Source organism: Pseudomonas asuensis, from assembly GCF_014646755.1.
Classification (GTDB): Bacteria; Pseudomonadota; Gammaproteobacteria; order Pseudomonadales; family Pseudomonadaceae; genus Chryseomonas; species Chryseomonas asuensis.
In genome coordinates this window covers 1-25,236 of the sequence record NZ_BMNW01000007.1, presented here as the reverse complement: position 1 = coordinate 25,236, position 25,236 = coordinate 1, and the positions used below count along the sequence as shown (strand labels likewise).

Annotated in this window: 17 protein-coding genes and 2 pseudogenes; 6 read left to right on the top strand and 13 right to left on the bottom strand. The window is 49.8% G+C overall.

Annotation, left to right across the window (positions count from 1 at the left end):
- Nucleotides 1–166: 166 nt before the first annotated feature.
- Both IEX86_RS25715 and IEX86_RS25710 read left to right on the top strand, forming a co-directional pair.
- Nucleotides 167–982 (top strand): annotated as a pseudogene (locus IEX86_RS25715) (MCP four helix bundle domain-containing protein); the annotation flags it as partial.
- A complete protein-coding gene (locus tag IEX86_RS25710) occupies nucleotides 977–1,840 on the top strand; it encodes a methyl-accepting chemotaxis protein (protein WP_373290450.1) in 864 nt (287 codons plus the stop codon). The pseudogene IEX86_RS25715 and the gene IEX86_RS25710, both read left to right, overlap by 6 nt.
- Before the next feature lie 344 nt (nucleotides 1,841–2,184).
- On the opposite strand, the gene map is transcribed toward IEX86_RS25710, so the two are convergent.
- A complete protein-coding gene (gene map, locus IEX86_RS15520; protein ID WP_188867053.1) occupies nucleotides 2,185–2,976 on the bottom strand; it encodes a type I methionyl aminopeptidase in 792 nt (263 codons plus the stop codon).
- The gene (locus IEX86_RS15515; protein ID WP_188867052.1) at nucleotides 2,973–3,239 is read right to left on the bottom strand and encodes a ParD-like family protein; all 267 of its coding nucleotides are present in this window, start codon (nucleotides 3,237–3,239) and stop codon (nucleotides 2,973–2,975) included. The genes map and IEX86_RS15515 overlap by 4 nt, the downstream gene beginning before the upstream one ends.
- Nucleotides 3,240–3,447: 208 nt before the next feature.
- Between IEX86_RS15515 and IEX86_RS15510 the strand changes: the two genes are divergently transcribed.
- On the top strand, nucleotides 3,448–4,230 hold the full coding sequence (locus IEX86_RS15510) for a sulfite exporter TauE/SafE family protein (RefSeq protein ID WP_188867051.1): 783 nt from the start codon (nucleotides 3,448–3,450) through the stop codon (nucleotides 4,228–4,230).
- A 128-nt stretch (nucleotides 4,231–4,358) separates the two neighbouring features.
- Here the strand turns inward: IEX86_RS15510 and bcsR are convergent, their stop codons facing one another.
- From bcsR to IEX86_RS15495, 3 genes are all read right to left on the bottom strand, one after another.
- Entirely contained in the window at nucleotides 4,359–4,586 is a 228-nt protein-coding gene (gene bcsR, locus IEX86_RS15505) for a BcsR/BcsP family cellulose biosynthesis protein (RefSeq protein WP_188867050.1), read from the bottom strand.
- Between the two features lie 231 nt (nucleotides 4,587–4,817).
- A complete protein-coding gene (locus tag IEX86_RS15500; protein WP_188867049.1) occupies nucleotides 4,818–4,961 on the bottom strand; it encodes a hypothetical protein in 144 nt (47 codons plus the stop codon).
- A gap of 634 nt (nucleotides 4,962–5,595) precedes the next feature.
- Entirely contained in the window at nucleotides 5,596–7,014 is a 1,419-nt protein-coding gene (locus tag IEX86_RS15495) for a short-chain fatty acid transporter (RefSeq protein WP_188867048.1), read from the bottom strand.
- Nucleotides 7,015–7,286: 272 nt separating this feature from the next.
- Here IEX86_RS15495 and IEX86_RS15490 point away from each other — a divergent pair, with 272 nt between their 5' ends.
- Complete coding sequence (locus IEX86_RS15490) at nucleotides 7,287–9,398, top strand: hybrid sensor histidine kinase/response regulator (RefSeq protein ID WP_188867047.1); 2,112 nt, start codon at nucleotides 7,287–7,289, stop codon at nucleotides 9,396–9,398.
- A gap of 47 nt (nucleotides 9,399–9,445) precedes the next feature.
- On the opposite strand, the gene IEX86_RS15485 is transcribed toward IEX86_RS15490, so the two are convergent.
- Together IEX86_RS15485 and IEX86_RS15480 are read right to left on the bottom strand one after the other, a co-directional pair.
- Nucleotides 9,446–9,691, bottom strand: coding sequence for a hypothetical protein (locus tag IEX86_RS15485; protein WP_188867046.1), 246 nt, complete (start codon nucleotides 9,689–9,691; stop codon nucleotides 9,446–9,448).
- Nucleotides 9,692–10,351: 660 nt separating this feature from the next.
- Complete coding sequence (locus IEX86_RS15480) at nucleotides 10,352–10,624, bottom strand: hypothetical protein (RefSeq protein WP_188867045.1); 273 nt, start codon at nucleotides 10,622–10,624, stop codon at nucleotides 10,352–10,354.
- A gap of 596 nt (nucleotides 10,625–11,220) precedes the next feature.
- On the opposite strand from IEX86_RS15480, the gene IEX86_RS15475 reads away from it, so the two are divergent.
- A complete protein-coding gene (locus IEX86_RS15475; protein WP_188867044.1) occupies nucleotides 11,221–12,516 on the top strand; it encodes a hypothetical protein in 1,296 nt (431 codons plus the stop codon).
- Between the two features lie 351 nt (nucleotides 12,517–12,867).
- On the opposite strand, the pseudogene IEX86_RS15470 reads toward IEX86_RS15475, so the two are convergent.
- Nucleotides 12,868–14,220, bottom strand: a pseudogene (locus IEX86_RS15470) (glycoside hydrolase family 5 protein); the annotation flags it as partial.
- A 531-nt stretch (nucleotides 14,221–14,751) separates the two neighbouring features.
- On the opposite strand from IEX86_RS15470, the gene IEX86_RS15465 reads away from it, so the two are divergent.
- Nucleotides 14,752–17,577, top strand: coding sequence for a LysM peptidoglycan-binding domain-containing protein (locus tag IEX86_RS15465; RefSeq protein WP_229685366.1), 2,826 nt, complete (start codon nucleotides 14,752–14,754; stop codon nucleotides 17,575–17,577).
- Between the two features lie 38 nt (nucleotides 17,578–17,615).
- Here IEX86_RS15465 and IEX86_RS15460 read toward each other — a convergent pair whose 3' ends face one another.
- The 5 genes from IEX86_RS15460 to IEX86_RS25415 all read right to left on the bottom strand — a co-directional run bounded on the left by IEX86_RS15460 (nucleotide 17,616) and on the right by IEX86_RS25415 (nucleotide 24,747).
- Nucleotides 17,616–18,674, bottom strand: a complete 1,059-nt coding sequence (locus IEX86_RS15460; RefSeq protein WP_188867043.1) for a lipocalin-like domain-containing protein — start codon at nucleotides 18,672–18,674, stop codon at nucleotides 17,616–17,618.
- Nucleotides 18,664–21,132 (bottom strand): ABC transporter permease, encoded by a 2,469-nt coding sequence (locus IEX86_RS15455; protein ID WP_188867042.1) that lies wholly within the window; start codon nucleotides 21,130–21,132, stop codon nucleotides 18,664–18,666. The genes IEX86_RS15460 and IEX86_RS15455 overlap by 11 nt, the downstream gene beginning before the upstream one ends.
- A 2-nt stretch (nucleotides 21,133–21,134) precedes the next feature.
- Nucleotides 21,135–21,803 carry an ABC transporter ATP-binding protein gene (locus IEX86_RS15450; protein ID WP_188867041.1) on the bottom strand — a complete coding sequence of 223 codons (669 nt, stop codon included), beginning with the start codon at nucleotides 21,801–21,803 and terminating at the stop codon, nucleotides 21,135–21,137.
- 1,393 nt (nucleotides 21,804–23,196) lie between these two features.
- Nucleotides 23,197–24,345: an acyltransferase family protein gene (locus tag IEX86_RS15445; RefSeq protein ID WP_188867040.1), complete on the bottom strand. Its 1,149-nt coding sequence runs from the start codon at nucleotides 24,343–24,345 to the stop codon at nucleotides 23,197–23,199.
- A 270-nt stretch (nucleotides 24,346–24,615) separates the two neighbouring features.
- Nucleotides 24,616–24,747: a hypothetical protein gene (locus IEX86_RS25415; protein WP_268239866.1), complete on the bottom strand. Its 132-nt coding sequence runs from the start codon at nucleotides 24,745–24,747 to the stop codon at nucleotides 24,616–24,618.
- Nucleotides 24,748–25,236 lie beyond the last annotated feature (489 nt).

The window sequence follows — 25,236 nt, the reverse complement described above, 5'->3', positions numbered from 1 at the left end:
TCGATATTTTGCCACCATTGCTGGGCTGAACAGCTTGTTGATGCTAGCGGGAAAGTGGGTAGACCAGCGTCATACAAGGCAGCAGAAGTTGCTGTCATTAAGCTATCACAAACGATTGATATAAGCGGGCAGTCTCAATTGCTATGGTTGTCGCCGTTCCGTGAACATGCTTTTGAATGTCCTGAGCTTTTCCAAGTCATCTGCATCTCTTCCGCTATTGCGTCGTATGGGCATCAGAAATCGACTGATTGCCTGTTTTGGCGTAACGGCCATGCTGTTTGTGATATTAGGTAGCTTTTGTCTGTTGCAGATGCATGAGATCCGCCGACAAGGAGAGACGATTGAAAGCGGATCACTTGCCAATATCGCACTGGCAGATGCCATTGCCATTGACATGGGTAAGCTACGAACAGAATCCCTGCGACTTTTGGCCAATACGGAAGATGCGTCTGCATTGATCAATGTGAAGATTGCTGTTGAGCAACTGACCGGGCAGGTTGAACAAAATGCTCAGCTTTATTTGCAACAAACATCAGAACCTACCCAACATGATTCGATAAAGGCACTTCAGGAAGCTTATCAGGTGTTCATCTCTGGACTGCGAGACGAGATGGACCTGATTGAGCAAGGCAAGGCGCAGGAGGCGCGCATGCTGTCCGATACGACCTTAAGCATGCAAGGCGATTTGATGGATATGCAGGTCCAACTGCTAAGGGAGCTGAACAAGCAGAGTGCCGCCCAGGCTATCGAATCTGCTCAGGGGCATTATCAGCAAACACAGTGGATTGCTTTTGCGGCCATTGGCACTGTGCTGCTTCTCATGCTAGCCCTGGCCTGGAAACTAAGTGTCAGTATTCTAGCTCCACTGCGCGAAGCCTTGACGATCACCGAAATCATTGCTGAGGGTGATCTGAGCCAGACCATTCAGGGAAAAGGCAATGATGAGTCCGCCAGGCTGCTCCAGGCATTGGCGCGCATGCAGAGTAACTTGCACGGGACGTTGTCTTACATTGAATCTGCCTCATCACAACTAACCACTGCGGCGCATGAAATGAGTGCCGTCATGGAAAGCAGCGCTTTTCATCTGCAACAGCAGAACGATGAGGTTGGACAAGCGGTTAAAGCCATGACGCAAATGAGTCAAGCCGTAGAAGAGGTTGCACTTAGCGCTGCTAATACCTCGCAGAACTCCCTTGCCTCCAGCGAAGCGGCCATGGTGGGTAAGCGTGAGCTTACAAGTACCATAGCCTCTATCAAGCAACTGGCGAGCAGTGTATCGGACGCTTCTGGGCAAGCCGCTGCATTAGCAGAAAAGACGCAAAGTGTTACGCGAATCCTGGATGTTATCCGAGCCGTCTCAGAACAAACTAACCTGTTGGCTTTAAACGCAGCCATTGAGGCCGCCCGCGCCGGTGAGTCAGGCAGAGGATTTGCGGTAGTGGCTGATGAGGTGCGTGCCTTGGCGCTACGCACACGAGCCTCTACCAACGAAATCGAGGCGCTCGTGCACGACGTCAACCAAGGGACTCAGAGAAATGTAGCCAGTCTCCACTCTTCTGCCGAGCAGGCCGGCATCACCTTGCAACAGGCAGAGGCTACTGACCGAGCACTGTTTGAGATAGCTACCGCCAGCGAGGCAATCAAGGAACAAAACAAGACGATTGCTGCAGGGGCAAACGAGCAGGTACAGCTAGCCCATGTGGTCGATAGCGCGTTGATGAGTATTCGCGATTTATCTACGCAAACAGCGGCAGGCGCAAGGCAAACCAGTGGCTCAAGTGTAGAGTTGTTGGCATTGGCTTCAGAGTTAAACCAGGCAGTTCAGCGGTTTCGTCTGTGACCTAACCAATAACGTATTGTGGCTGGGAAGAAACTCAATGTGGTGTTGTCTTTCCAGACGGGTGACGTTTTGACCGGTGAGTTGAGTATATCTGTATCGCGATTTCTGTCCCTTGCTATAACAACTGCCCTGTTGCTCCCGTTCATGAAGGTGTGACAAACCCATACAAGGCTGCTCAAGGGCACCAGTAGGAGGTCCTTGAAAATCAGTAGGATCCTGAGGCGGCATTGTTCAATGGGGGAGCTTTCGGCTCGACACATCTAGCGGGATGACCCGCAACAAAGCGGTGTGACGTCGAGGCAGGGCCCTATTGCGGCCCTGCATAATTCTCTTCCAATCACTCCTTAGACGATAGGCGTGTAGCCACTAGGGCTGTCCGGCCATGGGGTTAATACTTCGAACCCACTTTCCGTTACAACGACCATGTGCTCCCATTGCGCTGAGAGAGAGTGGTCTTTGGTAATCACAGTCCAACCGTCACCCAGTGTTTTGGTCTGGTGCTTACCTGCATTGAGCATAGGCTCAATGGTAAACATCATGCCGGCTCGCAGCTTCATTCCCTCGCCACGATTACCAAAATGCAACACTTGAGGGTCGTCGTGATAAACCTTGCCTATACCGTGCCCGCAGTATTCGCGCACGACACTAAAGCCTTCACGGTGCGCAACGGTTTGAATCGCATAGCCGATATCGCCCAGCGTAGCGCCAGGCTTGACCTCACGAATACCAGCACACATGGCTTCATAAGTCGTTTCTACCAGATGGCGCCCCTGAGCTGAAGGCTCACCAACGAAATACATACGACTGGTGTCGCCGTACCAGCCGTCCTTGATAACCGCTACATCGATATTGACGATATCGCCATCCTTTAGCGTTTCAGAGGAGGGGATGCCATGGCAGATCACATGGTTGACCGATGTGCAGACGGTTTTAGGAAACCCGTGATAACCCACGTTGGCGGGAATGGCTTTTTGTACATTGACGATATAGTCATGGCACAAGCGGTCCAGCTCTTCGGTCGTAACGCCAGGCCTGACATGCTCAGCGATCATTGCCAATACGTCCGCAGCCAGTTTGCCAGCCGTTCGGGCCATTGCAACTTCTTCAGGTGTCTTTATCGAAACCGCTTTTCTCATCGTTCGGCTCCCGCCTGTTTGATCATTGCATGAGCATAAGGAGCATCATCCGCCGCGCTCAGGCGGCTCAGGTCGAAACCACCTGCTTGCTCCAATGTAATGAGCAGCTTGCAGATATCCCGATGATTAAGTTCAGGATAGAGCTCCGCCAGCATACCTACACGCAGCCAATGCTCCGCCTGAGCATTAATGGAGCGGCATAATGCATTACTGGCGATACGCAGGTTCTCGTGCATACCTTCCGAGACTTTGACAATACCCATCCGCTCATCCTATATGAAACGTATACGGTATATATATTAACGGGTATTACTATTACAACAAACGGGCGTTCACTTCAATAAACGTGGTTTATCAGAGCGCTCTTAAAACATAACGTTATAAGCAAGATCATATTTATATAAGCAGGTTCTCTCCAAGCCGTTATGCTGCGCGCCAGTTTTGTAAAACGTGTGTCTTTAGGAAGTAATCATGGATTTCGGCGCTGGGGGTTTTATTGTCGCAGGCTTGGTTGTCGGTTTTATCGTCGGGATGACAGGCGTGGGCGGTGGGTCCCTGATGACCCCCATACTCTTGTGGTTTGGCATCAATCCAGCCGCTGCCGTAGGAACCGATCTGCTCTATGCCGCCGTGACGAAGGCTGGTGGTGTTTGGGTGCATCAGCGCAATAAAAATATCGATTGGTCTATTACAGGCTGGCTGGCGCTAGGTAGCCTTCCGGCTGCCGCATTGACCCTATGGCTTTTGAGTCGTCTACATTCTGATCCGCATGCATTGAATGCGATCATCAAACACGGTTTGGGCATTGTTTTATTCATGACAGCCTTTGCCATTCTCTTCAAAAAGCAGCTGTTTGATTTTGTCGGTCGCCATGCCAGCGATCAGTTCCATCTGAGCCCGAAGAAGCTTAATACCCTGACGTTCATTACCGGCATTGTGCTGGGTGCCATGGTGACATTGACGTCTATCGGAGCAGGTGCTTTGGGGACTGTAGCATTATTTATGCTCTATCCTTTTCTGGCTACCCGGCGCCTGGTAGGAACGGAAATCGCCCATGCCGTACCTTTGACACTGATCGCAGGGCTTGGTCACGCCAGCATGGGCAATATGGACTGGCCTATTCTAGGTTATCTCCTGATAGGCTCGCTGCCCGGCATATTCATGGGTAGTCACCTGTCTGGCCGTATTCCAGACGGAATATTGCGTCCCTGCCTTGCTGTTATGTTGATGGTGATCGGTTACAAGCTGATCTGATACTTTTCAGGCGAGCAGTCTTTGGACATAGCCAGCTGCTCGCGAGCGTGCTTGACGGGCTTATCCAAGAAGTTGTTTCGGCTTCCTGATCCTTGCCACAGAATTTCTAGTCGCTTGACCAGCCTTCATCACCGATGAGGAGGTAGCGGCTTGATAATCGTTTCGTAATCCATTGGAGAAGGCTGAAGGGTTTCCATCAGCAGCGGCCAGTTTGCCATAGCGGTTTGAAAACTCTGTGCGGCCTGGATTTCGAGATACTGCAGCCCCTGCAAATCAAAGCATTTAGCCAAATTAGTGACGTCTTCACGGGTATCCAGAGAGTGAATGGAGGCGTCGAGTACTTGAAGGGTGTTCATCTGGTTCTCCAGGCTGCAGAGATTTTGACGCAAGGGTCATTACTCTGGTCTCTAGAGCAACCTGTATGCCAATTTATCTCTGCCAGAGAACCATCAAGCCAAACGCTGACAAGAGACATAATCCACTAATGACTATTAGCAGAAGGTCCACTGGATCCCATTCATCCACCTCAACCGCCAGTCGTGCCGCTTGAAGACTTGAGTAGCGAATTGCAGATCGAGTCGATCAAGTTACTCATCCCGATGGCGCCTAAGTTCGGTATGGATCGCCAGTCCAGTCGCGACAAGCCCAAGTACGGCCAGGCAGGCGATAGGGCGCCCAGGGGTTAATACCTGGCTCGTACAGATCGCAGTGAGATTTGCGAAGAAATCCATATCCAGCATCCTGCTTAGTACCTTATGAAGGGTGAGGGAAAATCCGTCCTTGTTCCGTAAGGTGAGCCTTACAAAGCTCCACGCGTAACCAGAATCTTTCCGTATCGGTTGTTATAGGCAGGTAGTCCAACGGTATACGTTGGGTCTCTAGCGGCTACCACTATGATATCAATGGCTGCGATAAAGCTCAAAGGCTCAAGCCACATGACGCTCTAAGGCGAGCCTATACCCATACTTGATAGAGGTATCTGCTGGCTGAGAGAGCCTACGGATAAGCTTAGTCCTTGGGGGGCTTCCTGCTTAGGAAGGCTTCTCGAAGAATAAATACAGAAACGATAATAAGACCGTATCCTTCGAACTGGAGCATGGTGTCATTGGGCTTGTAAAGCAGACACGCCACACCCACTGCCGTAAAGAATAGGCCGAGGCAGTACAACACCTTATTTACCCCTAAAGACATGCTTGAACCAGAGCGGAACCTACCCATAGCTAACGCTTTTGGGCATGAGAGGATGCTAGCCACCAAATCGAGAAGTGGCTAGCAAATTTGATCTCAATATGACATTGGATTTATCACTCTGTACAGCAGTCTCGTCTGTTCAAACAACCGTTCATCCTTCCAGCTTTCCGCCTTTCAAGGCATGACGGGAGGCAAGTACGTCAAGGTCTTCCCTAGCGCCCATAAAAGAATCAGTACAAGAGGAATATGAGCCAGCATCTGCATAAACGTGAAGCCAATGAGGTCTCTAGCTTTAAGCCCCAAGACCCCTAGTAGAGGCAGCATGTAAAAGGGATTGATCAGATTCGGCAGTGCTTCAGCCGCATTATAGATCTGGACCGACCAACCCAAGTGGTATTGCAAGTCATTGGCGACCTGCATGACGTAGGGTGCCTCAATGATCCATTTGCCTCCGCCAGAAGGGATAAAGAACCCCAGAATAGCCGAGTAGACACCCATCAGTACTGCAAACGTGTCATGCGAGGCCAGCTGCACGAAAAAGGCAGAGATATGATGGGCAAGGGTCTGACCATCACTGCCTGTGGCCTTTGTCATGATTGCAGCAATGGAGCCGTAAAGAGGGAACTGAATCAGCACGCCGGTCGTTGTCGGTACGGCGCGCGCGACGGCATCAAGAAAATGGCGAGGCCGCCAATGCAGGAGCGCACCAAGCGTCAAGAATAATAAGTTGTAGGTGTTGAGTCCCGAAATAGCCTCGATTGCAGGCTTGGAAGCGAATTCCTGCCATAACCACCCGAGGGCAAGCAGCACAATGACAATAGTCAGAAGCGGACTATGCTCCAGCCACTCGCCAGGCCGGGTTCGCACCAGCCGGGCAGGCGTTTCTACTACAGGATCGACCCCGCACTCTCTGGCCGTACGGGCGGTGAGATCTCCTGGTGCCGTAGCATACGCAATGATCAGCGACAGAATGATCAGCGAGAGCAGCATGACGCCGGATTGCCAGAGAAAAATAGTTTCGGTGAAGGGGATTACGCCCGTGATCGCCAGTACAGAAGGCGGTAGGCTTCCCGGATTGGCCTGCAATTGGGCTGCAGAAGATGATAAGCCCAATGCCCACACAGCACCTAGTCCAAGATAGGCCGCTGCTCCAGCAGCGCGGTAATCCATTTTCAGGTCGGTACGCCGCGCCAGCGCCCTTACCAGAAGACCGCCAAAGACCAGGCTAAGCCCCCAATTGAGCAGGGAGGCTAGCATCGAGATAAGGGCTACCCAGCAAACCGCCGAGCGTCCGTTGCGTGGAATGCGGGCCAGCCGGTCGATCAAGCGCGCCGCGGGACTTGAGCTGGCCACGACGTAGCCGCCAATGACGACAAATGCCATTTGCATGGTGAAGGGAATCAGGCTCCAGAACCCGTCCCCAAATGCCTTGGCCGTGCCTGAGACAGGCGTGCCGAGTAGGGTGGCGGCAAGCGCTACCACGACGACGGCTACCGCGGCAAAGACCCATGAATCGGGAAACCAGCGCTCGGCCCATTGAGCACATCGTAAAGCGAGGCGAGCGGAAAACCGTTCTTCAATATGCACGGACATGTAATCTCCTTGTTGCTTTTGTTATTGATTACCCGGACGGCGTTTTGTCAGTTGTGCAGCCACGCCGAGAACCTTTAGAGGGTAGCGTCTGGCTGCGTATTTTACTTGGTGGTTTTTCCAGCGTGGAAAGGACGAGCACATCAAAAGACTGCTATTGTTGTCCCAATGGATTGGTATGCCAGCCGCTTCGTTTGTTTAGAATGATTGATTGTTGTTGTGGTCGTACTTGAACATCAACAGACTAAACAGGCCTTTTTCCTAAGAGACGATTCATGCAATTTCTAAGGGACGATCATGGCTGCCAGGGCTGGAGCGGCGAGATGGCTGAGCGCATCCAGTCCTTCGACTGGTCTCGTACCGATCTCGGCCCTATCGGGCAGTGGTCTAAAAGTCTAAGTGCTGCCGTCCAGTTTTTGCTGGCCTCTCCTGTCCCGCTCGTCATGCTGTGGGGGCAAGCCGGTTATATGATCTATAACGATGCCTATGCAGTGTTTGCAGGAGGGCGCCATCCCTTTCTTCTAGGTTCACCCGTCGAGATCGGTTGGCCTGAGGTTGCCGCATTTAATCGGAACGTAGTTGATACATGTCTGGCCGGCGGCACACTGTCCTACCGAAACAAGGAGCTTGTCTTGTTTCGCAACGGGCGCCCGGAGGAGGTTTCGATGGACCTTTATTACAGCCCGGTGCCTGATGATGACGGCGCTCCTGCAGGGGTCATGTCCATTGTTATCGAAACCACTCAACACGTGCTGTCCGAACGGCGACGCCAAGAAACTGAGCGCTCCTTCAGGGCGGCAAATGAGCGATTGCAACTGGCATTGAACTCGGGTGCACTGCTTGGATTGTTCGTCTGGGATATCAAGGCGCAGTTTCTGACAGGTGACGAGCGCTTTGCTCGAACCTTTTTCTACCCCGTCGATGAAGTGGAGAAGGGAATTCCTATTCAGGTTGCCAGTGGTTTCATTCATCCAGACGATCTGGAAAAAATTCGAATGCATATCAGGCAGACCTTCGATCAGGGTGGTGCCTTTAACGCGGAGTGCCGTATCCGCCGCCCGAACGGCCTCTTCCGGTGGGTATTGGCCAGCGGGCTATGCGAGTTTGACGAGCGTGGAGAGCCGTTCCGCTTTCCGGGCGTGCTGATCGATATTCATGAGCGCAAGATGGCTGAAGAAGCGCTGTACCAGCTAACGCGCAATCTGGAACAGCGGGTTGCCGCTGAAGTGCAGGCCCGCTCGTTGGCAGAAGAGCAGCTCAGACAATCACAGAAGCTTGAGGCTATTGGCGGACTCACCGGTGGCGTTGCGCATGACTTCAATAATGTTCTGCAGGTCATCTCAAGCAACCTGCACTTGCTGGCCCGACAGGAGAAAGACAACCCGCGTGTACAAAGCCGCGTAGAAGCAGCTATTAACGCAGTAGAGCGTGGGGCAAAACTCTCCTCCCAACTATTGGCCTTTGCTCGTCGCCAGGCATTGTCGCCGGGCGTTTACAATCCGGCCCAGATTTTCGAGGGTTTGGAGGAGCTGTTGCAACGTGCTCTGGGCGAGACTATTCAGATCGATATGCAACTACCTGACGATGCCTGGTGCATTCACGTCGACCGTAATCAGTTGGAAAATGCCATCCTCAATTTGGCGATCAATGCCCGTGACGCCTTGGGCGGCGAAGGTTTGATTAGCGTCCATGGCGACAATGTTGTCCTGGATGAAGATTATTGTGCAAACAAGGACATTAATCCTGGCGACTACCTTTGTCTTTCTGTCGCCGACTCGGGCGAAGGTATGGAGCCAGAAGTATTGGAGCATGTCTTCGAGCCGTTCTTTACAACTAAAGCCGAGGGACAGGGCACAGGTCTTGGCCTCAGTATGGTGTTTGGTTTCGTCAAGCAGAGTGGCGGCCATATCGATATTCAAAGCACCGCTGGCCAGGGAACTACGGTAAGGATGTATTTTGCGCGCAGCCATAAGCCGGCTGAGGAAAGCGCCGAGAACAAGCGTGATTACACACTTGAAGGCCAGGAAACCATTCTGGTTGTAGAGGATAACGAAGGGGTGCGCTTTTCGGTTGTCGAGCTGTTGCAACAGGCCGGCTATAACGTAGTGCAAGCGCCTGATGCAGACGTAGCCATGCAATTGCTTGAAAGTGGGGCGCGCATCGATTTGATCTTTACGGACGTTGTAATGCCGGGTCGACTCAAAAGTACGGATCTTGCAGCCTGGGCGCAGATGCAGAAGCCGACGATACCCGTGTTGTTTACATCAGGTCATACCCGGGACATCCTTTCTCAGAACAATACGTTGACTCCCAACATCCATTTACTGACCAAGCCTTATCGGCCTGAGGACCTCTCAACTATGGTGCGTACTGCCTTGAGAGGGTAAGCCGGTAAGAGTAATGCGTTTTGTACGGCTGGATGGATAAGGATGCATTAGACAAAAATGTAATCCTTATCCAATGGTATATGCGAGCCTTTGGCTCGCAGCTCGTTGACGGCATAGACCAGTGTCAGGTTTAGCGCGTCTTTATTGGCCATAAGCTTTGGGTCCAGCCGCCGCTGAACGCGTGCAGGAACAACTGGGTCAATCAAGGTCAGAAGTATGTCTGGACCTCGTGGCTCAAAAAGAAACTTAAGCGGTGGATCAAGATGAGCGAGTTTATCGGCTATCAGATTCATGGGTGCTACCTCATGCATCCCTTAAGCATAGGCCACTGTTCTTCCTCCATCCTGTTTTATAAACCAGAGGGTTCTTGAAATATTGCTACCAGATAAGAGCCTAAGAGGGCTTTAGGGTGAATAGATATCATTCTGTAAGCACGATGTTGGATATTTTGCTCGGTAAGGGATACCAAGGAATCACTCATCGGTGTGATTAATGCAAACCTTCCTTTGGCTCCTGCTTGAAAGTCCTGACCTTCGTAAGGTGTCTGAAAAAGTTGCAACTGCACTTATAGGCGGGTATCGGTTATCCGAGTCGTGCCACGTGGTTGCGCCATAAGAGGTAAGAGCTAGACAGTTAACCGCTGGCGATAAGCACTTTGATTGACTGGTCAATGCATCAACTGTAAAGGCTTGATCATAGGCACTTCGGGTATTCAAGCACCATCAACCATCGCATGCGTCGTCTTGGGCTGCTGCTCATGCTTCCTGATAACCACTATATCCAGTGGCAGTAGAAGATCAGGTTTGGGATTGGTAAATCCCAGAGTGCTGTCAGCGTGTAGTAACCAAGCCTCTCACCGATCTCTATCAGCAACATGCGCAGGGTCAGCGCATCATCATGACCAATATGGCTTATGGGCCAGATGGCACACCGGAAAGCTATCTGAAAGGCAATTATTGCCTAAATGAATCATGCTTCAAGGAAGCGTCGCCAAGAGTAAAGTTATGGCCATTGGACGCCGGCTGGCTGAGTCTGCGCTGTATATCCATCAGAACCGTTTCCAGCAGCATTCGGTTACGTGCCTGGTCGGGTGTTAACACCCACTCCAGTGTGTGGCCTTCCTCAAAGGGAAGGGCAGTTATGACAAGCGTACCATCGGCTTTCAACAGCGTATCGACCTGATAACGTTCGCGGGCTGAATCAACAAGCATGATCAAGGCATTCATAAAATCAGCTACATCAATAGGCAGTTATATGATTAGAGCAAACCCGCCTAAAGAGATTCTTGAATACTGCCCCCGCTCGTCTAAAGGTATCTCTGTCTGATCGAAACGGGCCTCGGTTGCCTGACTTAGGATTTCTGTCTGGCTATTAAGCGCAGCCGCAATTGGGAATGACTGAAATCGCCTATGACAGATAACATTTGGAGTGATATATCATTAGAGAAAGAGGGCGATTTCAAAATAAATGTGCTAGCAAATTCACAAAAAGAGAGTTTTTTCGAAAATTGTTTTTGCATTGAAAGTATTGTGAACTTATTTAATTCACTTATATAAGTTATCCAACATTAGAAGGCAAATAGCCAGTACTCTTTCGAAATCAAATTGTATCACCGTAGTAAACTGGCTTTTCTAGTCAATATGACGGTAATAATTGCCCGCAATACTGAGCTTGTCTGTTCCAAGCATTGATCTAAGTAGTCCATTGCCTGCCTTGACAGCGTCTGCGTCGCTACCAGCTTTATGTCCCTTCGATAGGTTGGTGGGGGACTGGCACGCTTGGTGGTTTCGAAAATAAACCGCATGTAAAGGACATAGAATTAATGATCACGGTTAGCAAGCGTAACGTCTATTACGCATGTTTGTTTATTCTTCTTATTTTTCAATTTGGTGTATTTGAACAAGGGCATACAAACCCTATCGGCGTAAAGTATGTCAGTGAATTGTATCTGGCGATTTGCCTGGGTTTCACAGCCCTGCTTCTTACTGGAACGCCTCCAGGCAATAAGCATGACTACAACCTTGGATTGAGCTTTTGTCTGTTTTCCGCAGTCGTTTTCTGTTTTTTGCCCGCGCTGTTTTCAAATCTCTTTTATGGACAACCATTAGCATACGGACTAATCGAAGAGCGCCGTGTACTATTCTGTTTCAGCTTTTTCGTCATCGTCTATTTTGCAAAGCGCGTAACCGCTACTCAATTTGAGCAATTAATATTGCTTGTCGGCCTTATCTCTGTTGCACTCTCCTGGCTGTCCTATGCCGGCGTGCTGCCTGATCTTCGCGAGCAGGTACTAGACCTCAGCCGGCCTGGACGCGCTTCGCCTGGTGCAGCAGCCATCATATTCTCGTACTGCCTCAGTGTTTATTTCATGGGCCATGGACGATCGCCTCTAAACAGCGCGCCGAAATCAAAAGTACTCTATGGCATTCTGGCCTTTGTCTTCCTGGCAACCATTGTCTTTGTTATGCAGACACGTCAGGTCATTGTGATCTGTTTTCTCTTTACCGCGATGTGTCTTAAAAGCCGCATGGTGATGCCTATGATCTTGGGCGGCATCGTACTGCTCCCAATAGTAGTGAACCCGCACATTCTCGATAGCCTGGGGCTAAATCTTGATTTCTATATGCAATCAGTAGAAAGCGGGCCTACGGATAACGTAAGGGAGAATACGATTGCCGCGATCATGAATCATTTACATCAGTACAATTGGGTGCCTAGCGGTAGCCTCAGCCTGATGTGGAATGATGGCTTTAAGCGTTTCTTCAGCAACTACTTCTTTTTATCTGATGTAGGTGTGATGGGTACCTTGTTCCGCTTCGGATTTCTGACATTCGCCATCATCCCAATCGGCCTGTTCATTCATTATAAGGTTGCGACCAAGTTGAGTCCCAACTTGGATTTTACGCTGGCCTTCTTTTTAGCCAACCTTGCCATGTGGCCATTGGTAGGCGTGTTTGAGTACCAGGCGCCTACGGCTTTTCTCCTCGCGCTGCAAGCACTCAAGACACATTATCGAAATACAGCCAATACAGCTGATGAAGTAGCAGAGGTACCATATCCTTATCCAATGCCGCTTTCACATGTTCCTGCAATCAAAGGCATGCGTGGCATGACGTGATTGGCCTGTCCATAACCAAAAGGCTGGGTGTATACCCGGCCTTTTCTTTTTAACGCAGGCAGCAAAGGCAGACGTCTGTACAGATAGACTAAGGGTAATTTGCATGTGTATGGGATGCCTGTTATTGGCCTAAAGCCGAAGGCAACAGCACATCAGTTGATTTAGCCGTTATAGGCGCATTTTTTTGCCTGGAATAAATCATCCAGCCAAAGGTTTAGTGAGTTTGTATGCCATGCGAAGCAGCTGAAGCTTCGTTGGACTGACAAGTAAGAGAGAAGGCAAAGAGTGAGGAGCTATCCTTAGCTCCCAGATACGTTCCATCAGTGCTCCGAAGAGCTGTTATTTGGAAAGAACAGTCAGCGTCTTGGGATGACCTACGGTAGCGCCATTAACCGCTGCGCCATCAAGATAGACACCTAGATTCGTACCAGCCTGCACATAGGTGATCTTCCTGACTTGGCCATCAGCCAGCTTGACCGACTTGCCTACCTGGAAGGCTGCCTTGTTGGCTGCTGTGCCCGGTACTGAGAAGCCAGCTTTCTTGCGATACACCCCATTGAGCCAATCGGTGTTGGTAAAGTTATTGATGGTGCTGCTTACAGAACCTGTCGCTACCGGAGGTGCAGGCGCAATAATAGTCGGAGCAGGGGCCGGTGAGGTTGTTGCCTTCTTTGGACCGATTTCCGTACAGCTGCTGCTGTCCATATACTTCTTGAGAATCGGCCACTGCGGACGTTCTACACCATTGATAGGCTCAACCGACATGAAGTAGTTGCCCCAGCCTGGGCCTGCTGCCCAATAGGAAGCCGGTACGCAATTCTCCTTCAGGTACGCCAGCATGTTGTCCATCAGGATGTTCCAGCGCGGGTTGTTATCCGGTACGCCAAACTCACCGATGTAGCCACGCTGACCATGCTTTTTCAGCCACTCCACAAAAGGCTTGACCCGGTTGACGCCATACATCACGTCAAGCGTGTTAACGTTCACATCGCCATAGCTGCCACCGGCGTTCTCATCAAAATAGGAGTGCGCCGAGAAGATGATGTTGTTGGACGGGTCCTTCAGATTCAGCAGCGGATCGTTCCACTCGGCCCAACGGGTCGCGCTCGACCAGCCGTTACCTTCCACAATGATCGGACGCGTCTTGTCTACTGCACGTACGCCGTTGATACCGTACTGGGCAGCCGTTGCCCAATAGGCCAGTGCGCCATTGGGCTCGTTCATGATGTCATAGGCGTACAGCGCAGGCTGTTTGCTCCACTGCTGCGCGATCTTGGTCATGATCTCCTGGTAGCGCGCATAGGGGACGCTACTGGTACCAATCACTTGTCCGCGATAACGCGCATAGTTATGCAGGTCCAGGATGATCTTGATGTTGTGCTTTTGGGCATAGCCAAACGTACGGTCGATCAGGGCCACATAGGTAGGATCTAGTGGTCCACCCAGCTTGGGCTGTAAGCGCTCCCAGATAATGGGAAAGCGAAACGTCTTGATACCCCGGGCGCTCCACTGCTGGAAATACGACTCGATCGGGAAGATGTAGTTGGTACCATTGATGCCAGGAAGCACATGAGGGGCAAAGCCCGCACCGGAGAGGTTAAGACTCACCAGGTCAATGGGTTCCGCCTGTACAGAAGCGCTTCCCAAAACCAGAGCGGCTACAAGCGGTAGACTCTTCTTTAACGCTTTCTTTGAAAAAAACATTGGTATCACCATACTACTGTGACCAACCGCGACCATCTCCTGTACTGCAAGATCAGGCGGAAGCTCAATATTAAAAAGGAAATTGGCCAGGACGCTGCCAAGCAAAGCGCTTTATGTGCTGTGCCCACTGAGCTATACAAGCGATATGCCAAAACCTTGACATAGATTGAAACAAAGCCAGAAATAGCTATAGGCTTATCCATAACTATTTGATTTAACTTGATTTTAAAAATCAAAAATCGCATGAGCCGTTCGTCGGTCATACGTTTTCTGATAGAACTAATGGCAAAGTGATTTCACTGTTCGCCGGAATTCTGTTTGTTCAATCACCCTGAAATCCGGCAAGTGATGATTTTATGGCTATAAATTCTTTATCTCGAAAGAGGTGAGTACACAGAAGAGCGATGTTCTTTTACAGGAAGGTCATTCAGTTAACTGCCTCAACTAAAGATGCTTTGTCATTTAGCATTCATTAAAGCCACGCATCCTTGATAACGCTGACGACTGAAGCCTACCGAGGACCTTAATGCTATGGCGATGCTGATCGATAATGCCAGTACCTCCCGCAGTAACCTCCGGACCGCTCTTAATCCATTTACTGCATTTATCAGACGCTCTCAAGAAATGCAGCGCCCTAAGATAGATCTTCCTATAGCGTCTGAATCACGGCTCCAGCAACAGAAGGTCGTTGTCGAGTCGGGTGATACGCTGACGGACATCGCTAAGACGCATTATGTCTCGCTGGAAGAGAAAGCTCAGCATAACCCGCAGATTTCTGATCTTGATTATATTAATGTTGGAGACGTAGTCTTCCTGCCTCCTCCTGCACCAGAGCAATTGGCTGTCCAGCCTGATGGCAAGCTGTTGTTCCTTGAAAACCTTCAGGCCCGAGGTAATGCAATCGAGTATGCCGACACTGCAAAGGCAGCGGTCGATTATGCTGTAGAAATCGAAAAACTGACTCAGGACGTGCAGGCGTTTTTAATTGCACTACCAGCTGGAGAGCGTCAGGACACTGCACAGTGGCTATTCGATCATGACTGGATGGATAGCGGGCCGGCTCAGACTGCGATTGAGCAGGGCGCCGACTCTATTGAGCTAACATTGGAGTCTTCGAGTCATAAGGGACCAGAAGTAGAAACACAGGTTAGGGAGGCGATTTTACAGATCACTGCGTCGCCAGATCCTGTCATAGCATTAGAAACGCTAGGAAAGATTTACTCTACAGCCACGCCTGACATAAAAGATGCCTTGCTGAAATCTTCGGCGGCCCAAGAGACTTTACAAAAGGCAGGGCAATACGCGCTTGATGCCCTGAACGTGCAGGATAATCAGTCCGGCCAGCTAGTGCCCATGAAAACAGTGTTCGAGCGGTTGGATCATATGACTCAGTCACTTGATCCGCGTCTCGCGGCAGAGGTTATCGATACAACTATTCCTGGATTGGAAAAGGTATTGCTTGAGCCTAGCGATAATCCGATCCCTGCCATGGTTGGCTCGTCTGGGGCCTATCATCTGGTTAACGTAACCGGACATATTGCGGGCCAGCCCGGTGCTGACGTGTCCATCAAGCGTCTGGTTGATCTTGGCCTTTACGAGCGGACCGGAACGGTGCAAAGCATCGCTGACGGTGCAAGCCCTGCGTATCCCTTACAGGTGCTAAGCCTTGCAGGGCCGGATGATGCTCGATACGTCTTGGAGGGCGATATTCTGCCGGGACTGGATCAATTCCAGAAAAAGGTCACAGAAGACATCCAGGCTTACGGCAAACAAATGGAAGAGCTCAACTGGTTGACCATGAACGGGAGCACTATTATGACTCCCGAGCAACGGGACGCTGCTGTTCAAGATTATCTCAGCTCACGCGCACCGGAGTGGGAAAAGGAGACCCAGGCGCTAAAAGATCAGATTGCTGAGGATGGACGTGATCTCGTCCATCAGTTACAAGCGTTGCAAAACCTTCCAGCAGACTTTACGGGCGACCGTAAAGCAATCGAAGATCAAATTCGCAAGACGTTGGACAACCCTGATGCAATTACTGCCATGAGCGCAGCTGTTACTCAGTATCCAGAACTGACAAATAATCTTGATCAGTGGAAGTTGATTGGCCAGATTGGCAAAACATCTGATCGGGGCAGAAAGTTTCTTGAAGAAGTGGCAACTCAGCTCCTGCGGCATCAGGTAATGCCGGAGTTCCAGAATATAAAAGCAGGAGATGCTACTAGCCTGCAAGATTCTCTCGATAGGCTGGAGCGGTTCAAAGGGGGGCCGATAGCAGCTATGTTTGGCGTGACTGACAAGGATTTCAATAAGGCTATTGATGCTTTAAAGGAGGCTCTGCCAAAGCCTGGCGAAACAGCTGAGCAGATCTCTGATCGTCTTGTCCGTTTCAACCTCAAACTAGACGACCTTAAATCAACTAATGGCGCTAGAACATTCGATAGCCAGACGCAGGCAGGGCAGGCATTACGAATGATTGGAGCAGCCGGTGCTGCGGCCGTCTTAGCGAGCTCTGGAGTTGCGCTATCCAAAAATCAAAGTCCTGAAGCCCTTCTGAAGGTCTGTCTTGATGCTGCTGGCATGACACAAAAAACGACCGAGCTTCTGATCGGCTTGGGCAAGGTTTCCAAGCATGGCTGGGCAGACAAACTCGCTGGAGGCAGCTCCCGTCCTGCAGTAAAAGTACTGGGTGTGGCTAGTTCAATGTTCGATCTGGTCAACGCCGGCAAGGCAGCTGAAGTTGGCGATGTAGTAGGAGCGTCTCTCTATACATTATCTGCAGCAGGAGGCGTTACATCTGCCTTGGGCACCGGGACTGTTTTTGGCCCTATTGGTATGGGTGTAGTGCTGCTTTCAACGATTACTCTAGGTGCCCGAGATGTTATCAAGCATCATGAGATGGCCAACCGCTTCCAAACGCCAGAAACCAGCCAATTCTTAAGCTATGCAGGACTCACTGCAGAGGCATCTGAAGTACTCTCAAACCAAAGTGGTGACGGCTATAACGTCCTTCCTCTGCTCTCACGCTATGCAGAGCTCAAAGGGCTTGACCTGCAAAGCAGCCGGGGCCAGCAGGAATTTGTAAGTTGGATTAATAGTATGCCAAAAGAAAGCTTGGAGTTATTACGGAATAACCTCCATTACGTGCTGGATAGACGAAAGGGAGCATATGAAAGCTTTTCAGAGTTCCAGGCTCGATCAGATTCCTGGATTTACGATACATCTGATGCTTATTTCAGCCAGCGCCTCAAGGAAAATCCACATTTTGTAGAAATGGGTGTTGCCTATCCTAATTCAGTCTATCAACTAGATCGTACGCTCGACATGCTGAACCTGGATCGATTGGCTGTCAGCTGATGCTGTTGACCCTGCGTCCTTAAAATCGCGACGCAGGGTTAATATCCCGTCATTTCCAAGTAACCGATACCAGTTTCGCTGCCACTTACACGTACTGGCCCTTCCCAGTAAGGCGTTCCCACATCCATCCAGGCATTGGGATTGATAGCTGCTACCTCTACGTGAAGTCCTCTCCCAGGCAAACTGAGGGACCAGCGTGTTGGAATTTTCCGTCCGGCCACCACGCTTTCATCAAGTGGCTTTAACTCGATTTCATCTCCTGCCAGAGAGTCGGTTTGTCCGTTGGCCTGGATCCAGTTACCGCTCAGGTAATTGTGTCCATCGGCTTGGCGTAGGCGGAACACCATAAGCTGCTGGCCATCCTGCAGATGCAGCGAGAACCAATCCCACCCATGTTGATCCGCTGCCAGTGGCTGGCTACTCCATTCACGATCAAGCCAGGCGGTTCCGCTTACCTCGACAGATTTGCCATTAACATTCACCCTACCTTGCGCTTGAAAAAAGGGCTGACTGTAATAATAGGACGCCTGTCCTCTAGCAGATTTGCGACTCAGCCCCTCATTACCTTGAAGCACCAAGGGCCGGTCTGAGGTGAGGCTAAGTTGATACGAGAAGTTTTCGCCCTGAGCCTGTACGGTAACATTAGATGTGGGCTCGCCTTGCATTGACCAATTATCAATCCAGGCAGTAAAGGGCGCGACTGTTACACCTGCTTGACCAACGCCACCTCGTGCTTGTCTCTGAGCATAAAATTGCTGGGTATGCGTGGTAAGCCCTGCATGCCCTAGCCAAAGATTACCGTTTTCCCAACCACGAATATCGGCAGCGGGGCGCATGGCACTACGGAAAAGTGTCCACTGTACCCCGTAATCATGTCCGTCAGCATCTTTGAGGTTGGCTGTGACGTACCACCACTCAATACGAAAATCAGGATGGGCACCATGATCAGCGGGAAAGAAAAACACCTTGCCCGGGATAACCTGAGCAAAGTCATTGCTTTCCTGACCTAGTCCTGCAAAGCCCTGTTGTGTAGGTGTAGAGTCATCGCACCCGCTAATAAAAAGGGCTAGAAATAGGCATATCATCCTAACGATCATTAGACAGTACCCTCAGCAGATCTACCGGGCGACTCCGCCATAGGGTCCAAAGGGGCCACGCTGAGGCCAGCCAGGTAGCCAACAGCGCAAGCCCAGCTAAATGCAGCAGCTGGTCTGGAAAGATTTGAAGAGGTAGGCGCCAGCCAAAGGCTTGTACATTGATAACGGCAACCAGGCACCAAGCCAGCAGAATGCCCAGCGGAATGGCCAGAAGTAGGGTGAGTAGCGCTAATAGCCACGTTTGCCCAAGGTTGAGCAGCATGAGTTGACGCCTTGTAACGCCCATGGCCCACAGCGGTGCAAGCTGTCCAAGGCGGCTTTGGCTTTGAGTGAGCAAAGCGATAAAGAGGGCAACCCCTGCCACGCCTAATGTCAGCGTATTAAGTGCTGAAGTTGCGCTAAAGGTACGTTCAAATACCTGAGTTGCCCACTGTTTGAGCTGTACCTGATCTACGAGGCGAGAGTCATCCAGGCCGAATTCAGTCTTGATGGCTTGTTTTAATTCAGCAACGGACCCGGGGTCCATACGAAGCGCATAACGGCTTATCGATAGATTAGGCCAGTGTGCTTTCATGGTTTTAGCATTGACAAGAATATGGCCGCGAGGATTTCCATAATCCGCATAAATACCTACAACTTTAGCGAGCCATGCACCCTGAGCAGCAGGCAGCTTTACGGTATCGCCTAATTCAATGTTCATACGCCGAGCAAGCTGCTCGCTAAGCATGAGACTGTTGCTATTGAACAGAGCATTCCAGGGACTATCAGGCAGTGCATCCAATAATGGCCAGTGATTGCGATAGAGCGGGTCATCCTCTACTCCAGCAATAGTCAAAGGCCAACCACCCAACTGCGTTTCGAGCTCTAGGCCAGGCAATATACGGTCGACTTCAGCGTGCTCCGATAGCCAGCTTGACAACGCTTGCGCTTGATCAGGATTCGCCGGGCGAATGTAAAGCTCGGCAGATAAACGCTGATCCAGCCAGACGGTAAACGTATGTCGAAAGCCCTCTGTCATGCTACCAGCGCCAATGTTAGCCGCAAGTGCTAGTAGCAGGGCCATCAGGGCCAGACTAAGACCAGGTAACTGTTGACGACAGTCGGCGACGAACCAGCCGAGCAAAGGAGAGCCTGTAGAAATGGGTACCAACTTTAGCAAGCTGCTGAGCAGTACTGGTAAACCTAAAGCTGCTGCCAACAGTAGGCCTCCCATCATGATAAACCCTGTCGCTAAACTAGCGCCGGTTAGCCAAGCAAGGAGCGCTACACTAGCAGCAATAGCCGCAACCCACGCCTGGCGTCTAAGCCATGCGAGGTGTGCCTGATGCCAGGCTTCGCTGTTGGCAAGCGCTAACAGAGGCAATCGTGCAGCACGCCATAAACTATTCGCACCGGCGAGCAGAGCACCTAGCAGACTTAGACCTAGGCTACCTAACCACCATGTTGGGGTAAGGGTGAGTTCTCCAGAAACTTCGGCTCCATAAAGACCTCTCAAGCTAGCGGCTACGTCTGGTAGGAGTAGGCTAGCAAGAACATAACCGCTGACAACACCGGCCAGACCGCCCAGCAATGCTAGCGCACTTAGCTCTAAAGTAAGGGCTATCAGGAGGCGCTGAACGCTCACGCCGCTGGCGCGTAATGTACGCAGAAGTGGTCGCCTTTGCTCCAGCGCTAGCCCAATAGCTGCATGCACAATGAATAGCCCTACTGCAAATGCTAGTAGTCCCAGCGCCATTAAGTTCAAATGAAAGCTTTCGGTCAACTGTCCTGGATCGTTCTCGCTATTATCGTGCTGCCATTGCAGTTGCTCGTTCCAAGGAGATGGAAGAGGTGCTTGAAACTCCGCTGGGAGAACAAGCCGCGAAAGTTGCTCTGGAGCCTCAAGCAAGCGTTGGGCAACACCAATGTCTACTAGTAACATACCCGGGGCCATGCGTGGTTTGGCTACCAAAGGCGGGAGTCGTTGGCCGTTAGCCAGATAGGGTTGCTCACCTGTCTTTAGTCCAAGCTCACGAAGCGTCTGACTGGCTATCCAGGTTTGCCCAGATGGGCTAATAAAATCCATTAATTCTTGTATGTCAGTCGGCTCACCTGCGATAAACGAACCCTCTGGCAGGCTTACTGGCTCGATCCCCATGATCTGCAATCGGCGTGTTTGGCTTTGTATGATGGCGCTACCCTGTAGCACAGGTGACACAGGCCACCCTAGGCGTCGTAGGAGAACGAAGCTTTCTTGGGAGATTAACCCACCATTACGTGCAGAGAGCGTTGCTTGTGGCAGCCCACTAATCAGTTGACTCGCCAGCGAGTAACTTTGTTTTGCCTGACTATTAAGAGCCTGAACGCCTGTCAGCAATGCCGTTGCAAGCCAGAGCCCAGTGAACAAACTAAAAAACTGTATAGGATGCTTGCGCCAGTGACTGACTAGACTGCTTAAGGTCCAATACACGACGCTCATGGTCAATTCCCTTCGTTATCGAGAATTCGTCCTGCACGCAGTACGACACGCTCTTGTAACTGCTCTGCAACATGTGGGCTATGCGTCACCATCAGTAATGTACAACCGCTGTGATCTACCAACTCTAAGATCAGCTTTAGCACTTGGGCACTAGTTGCTTCATCTAGGTTGCCCGTAGGTTCATCAGCCAGTACCAATGTAGGACGTGATGCCAATGCTCGACCTAGCGCCACGCGTTGCTGCTGTCCCCCTGAAAGCTGCTCGGGATAACGTTGTAATAACTCACTCAAGCCTAGTTGCTCAGCGAGTTGAGCTTGCCATAGTGGGTCATATCGTCCGGCAAGACGTGCTTGAAACGCCAGGTTGTTTGCAATCGTTAGGCTTCCGATAAGATTGAACTGTTGAAAGATCAAACCTATTTCGCAACGGCGCCAATCGGCTAGCTCACGTTCATTAAGCGTGTGTAAGGCCCTGCCATCGACATTAATGCAGCCGCTGTCTGCCTTATCGAGTCCAGCAATTAGATGAAGTAGAGTGCTTTTTCCACTTCCCGACTCGCCCATCAAAGCCAGACTGCTACCACGTTGTAGCGTCAAGTCTATTCCACGGAGGACTGGCAGAGAGCCTTGAGGGGTGGAGTAGCTTTTATAAAGCTGTCGTACATGAAGCATAACTGAGCCTTGGCATGTCTGGTAAACGCAAAGCAAACCACCACTAAGAGGCAGCGTGGGATGGCCTGCGACGAGGACATATCGAACCCTAGCTCAGCGAATTGGTTCTTGAGCTGGTTTCGATAGTTGGAAGAATGTAACCAAAAACGAGTAAAACACTGCTTGTCGAACTAAAGGTAGTACGGCTCTGGATCAACAAAGTCTAGAGACAGATTTGGTTTGATGTGCATAGTCTGCTTGTGCAGAAACCTGCAACCTTACCTTGCGAGAAGGCGTTAGCGTTCAATGTTTTCTTGGCTCACTCGAAAACAGTTTGGCTTTCTTTAGGTTTGCTTTCCTCATACCCTTCAGTTATTTAGCGCCGCATAGCTCAGAATAGAGTTCCGCTTAATCCGATATGAAGTTTATTAAGAGGTCAGAAGAAACCCCCTAGGAATGCTCTAGCAACTATTTCTGGTTAGCAATTAATCTCATAGAGTTTAATATCAATATGATATCATGGTGCTTTGGTAGAAATGAATCGTAACGTTCTACATTTGACTTTTGCGCTAACAAGATAAACACATTTCATACTTTTCCTGTTTAAATGCTATGCCGCTAGTCACTTCGGTAAGTTAGTCGATGTATGCCAGTTGCAAAAAGTAAGCGCTGCGTTAATCTCACCAAACCCTAGTCAGCTACGTTTGTATTGTCATGAGAAGTAGTACTGCGGAAGTAGTAGATACGCCTACGGCGATACCTGTTGGCACTCAGTGCACAACAGGCCAGACCTGTCCAGAAAGTGGTATATGGACTGTTGTTGGCGCTCCTCGTACAGCGTCACCTATTGTTAAAGGTAAGCGGTTTCCACCCTATCGTGGCAAGGCTGCTGTCTGGCAGCTAGCTTTGCACGCGTGATACTCACAGAACCTAGTTCTTCTGGTTTTCAGATGATTCTGTAAAGATGATGTCAATTCTAGGTAAAGACCATGCAAAGCTTTGGGCGCGTTATGACGGAGTCTCGGCAACCAAAATTTTAGGGGTGACAGCCAGGTTGATTAATCGGCGTATCATTGCATCTCAGGCGAATGGGATCATAAGGGCCCGTAGTATTTCTTGATCCACTATAGTGCCCGCACCCACTAAGCAATAGGGTAACTATAAATAGTGTAATAGTTTTCATTATTTGTCCTTTCTGTCTGGCCACTATTTTTAGTGTCTGCTAACAAACATCAAATGTCGCCTTTTGATTATCTTTTCTGTAACGGCTTGCTTATGGTATTTCAATAAATCTAGTAATTATACTCTAGGGTGACAAATTTTATGAAGTTTTATCCGGCCATGTCTAATGGAGTTGTTTTCGCTATAGGCAGATATGAAGGCGCCATAGCTTAAGCTATGGCGCCTGGACTGCTTATAGAGGAGGGATAGTATTTAAACCTTTCTTAGGTTTGAGCATAAAAGGCCTTTCTATCCCTAAGAAAGTTATTAGGGAAATCCCGCATACTACTAGTAGCACTAAAGGTAAAAGCATAATGTAGTGATTAATATTACTGCCTGTAAACGGATAAACGTTTAGCCAGGAGAAAAGGCTGTAAAGTACAAGACCGTGAATTAGATAAACGCTGTAGCTGATTTCACCAAGGGCTTTCAGACCATAACTACTTAGCATGCCGAATAGATCATTACCTAAAGCAATAATGGCAAATGCTACGCTCAGCAACAAAATCTGGGGTAGAGAAAAGTAATCTGGCATAGTCATACTATAGGTAATGAGCGCTATTGCGAGAGCGCCAAAGATAGGTTTTTTCATATAGTCAATCCAGACGGGTCGGTGTCGCTTGATCAGTACAGGAATGAAGCCAGCGAGAAAAAACAGTAAGAAATGTAGCTTTAATACTTCCAGCTGTGCTGCCGGTAGGGCAGCTACTACTGCAATGAGCGACAAGACAAGATAGCGGCCATAGCTCTCGCGGTTAATAAGTGCTGCAAGCACAGGAAGAGCCAGATAAAAGAACCACTCGTACTTAAGCGTCCACTGGACTCCAGCCGTAATAAGACGACTTTCCTGAAAGCCATTAAAAGAGGCGCCTAAGAAAACGGCCCATCTAAGGCTTTCTTTAACTAATTGAAGAGGTGAAACGAGATCGAATTCAGTTCGATACAGGCTAATAAATACAACGACTGCCACAACAAATGCATAGAGCGGCATGATTCGCCAGAACCTTGACTGAAATATTTGTGGCCAGTCGGGCTTGCGCTGGTAAATTTTTCCAAAAAACAGAAATCCTGTAATCATGAAAAATAACGTTACAGGGACCGCTCCCATATTGTTTAACAATGCGCTGCTATCTGAGCCTGCCCATTCACCTGTAGTTTTCCACTGATAGGTCACCATAAAGTGGCAACAGACCACTGTAGTTGAGAGCAAGCCTCGTAATGCGTCGATTGGAGAGGACCTGGTCAATGCCTGCTCTGAAAGAATGTTGAGGCGTCTGAATAATCTGTCTAAGAAAACCATAGACAGCACATAAATAATCAATAATTCCAGTGTTGCAGTCATAGCAGATTTAAGTCGTAATAGCGTTGCTCTTTCAGCCTTTTCAGTGCTTATCAAATTTTTCAGTCGAAATGAAAGGGTTGTTCATGTGCTTGCAGCAAAGCAAGTGACATAGCGATCGACTAGATTTATAAGACATACACAAATGTATCAGCTGTAAAGACCAAGAGATGAATGATGATGAGGCCTCACACACTAGGTTGAGTATCATCAAGGGAAAACAAGCAGCCGAATGACAAAGCATTGACTGTTGCGGCCAAGCCAATTTGACTTTTAGATACCAAAGGTTCCTGTAGGCTGATCGAGAATGGGCAGCGGTTGGTTTCCTATATCTTTACGATAGGCACCAAGGCCATCTGCCTTGGCGGTGCTCTTGGCGCAGTCTCTTGTAGTAGTGGTTGCCATTCTGCTTTTACTTGAGAAGAGAGCCATCTAGGAGTCCTGTCTTTATAAGTTCAAACAACCAGCCGCTATACATAAGGTAGATTTTTCAAACCAATAGAGGCTGGAGTAGGGACTGACTGGATTAAAAGCCGTTCCTTCTAACAGTTACAAAATTAGAACTGAGTCAGCTTCAGCCGCATGACATAGAGTATTCCGCTATGCTCATGCGAAATGACTCTCATCTTTTTCTAAATAGATCGCATCGCCCATCTCAGCCATTTATAAAGATTGCCTTGAGGCCTCACCTGACATAGGTTTAATCAGGAAAATAAAGCTTGACCTGCTGATTCATAGGCCTATAATGCGCCCCACTTCCGCTACAACGGAACGGCAAAAAGTCTTGTAAATCAATGACTTAGCTGTCCGGTAGCGTTCAGGTCCAGGCCTGATGGCAGCGGAGGAGGGAAGCGTGGTTGACAAGCCCCTGGGCTTGTGTAGAATACGCCTCCC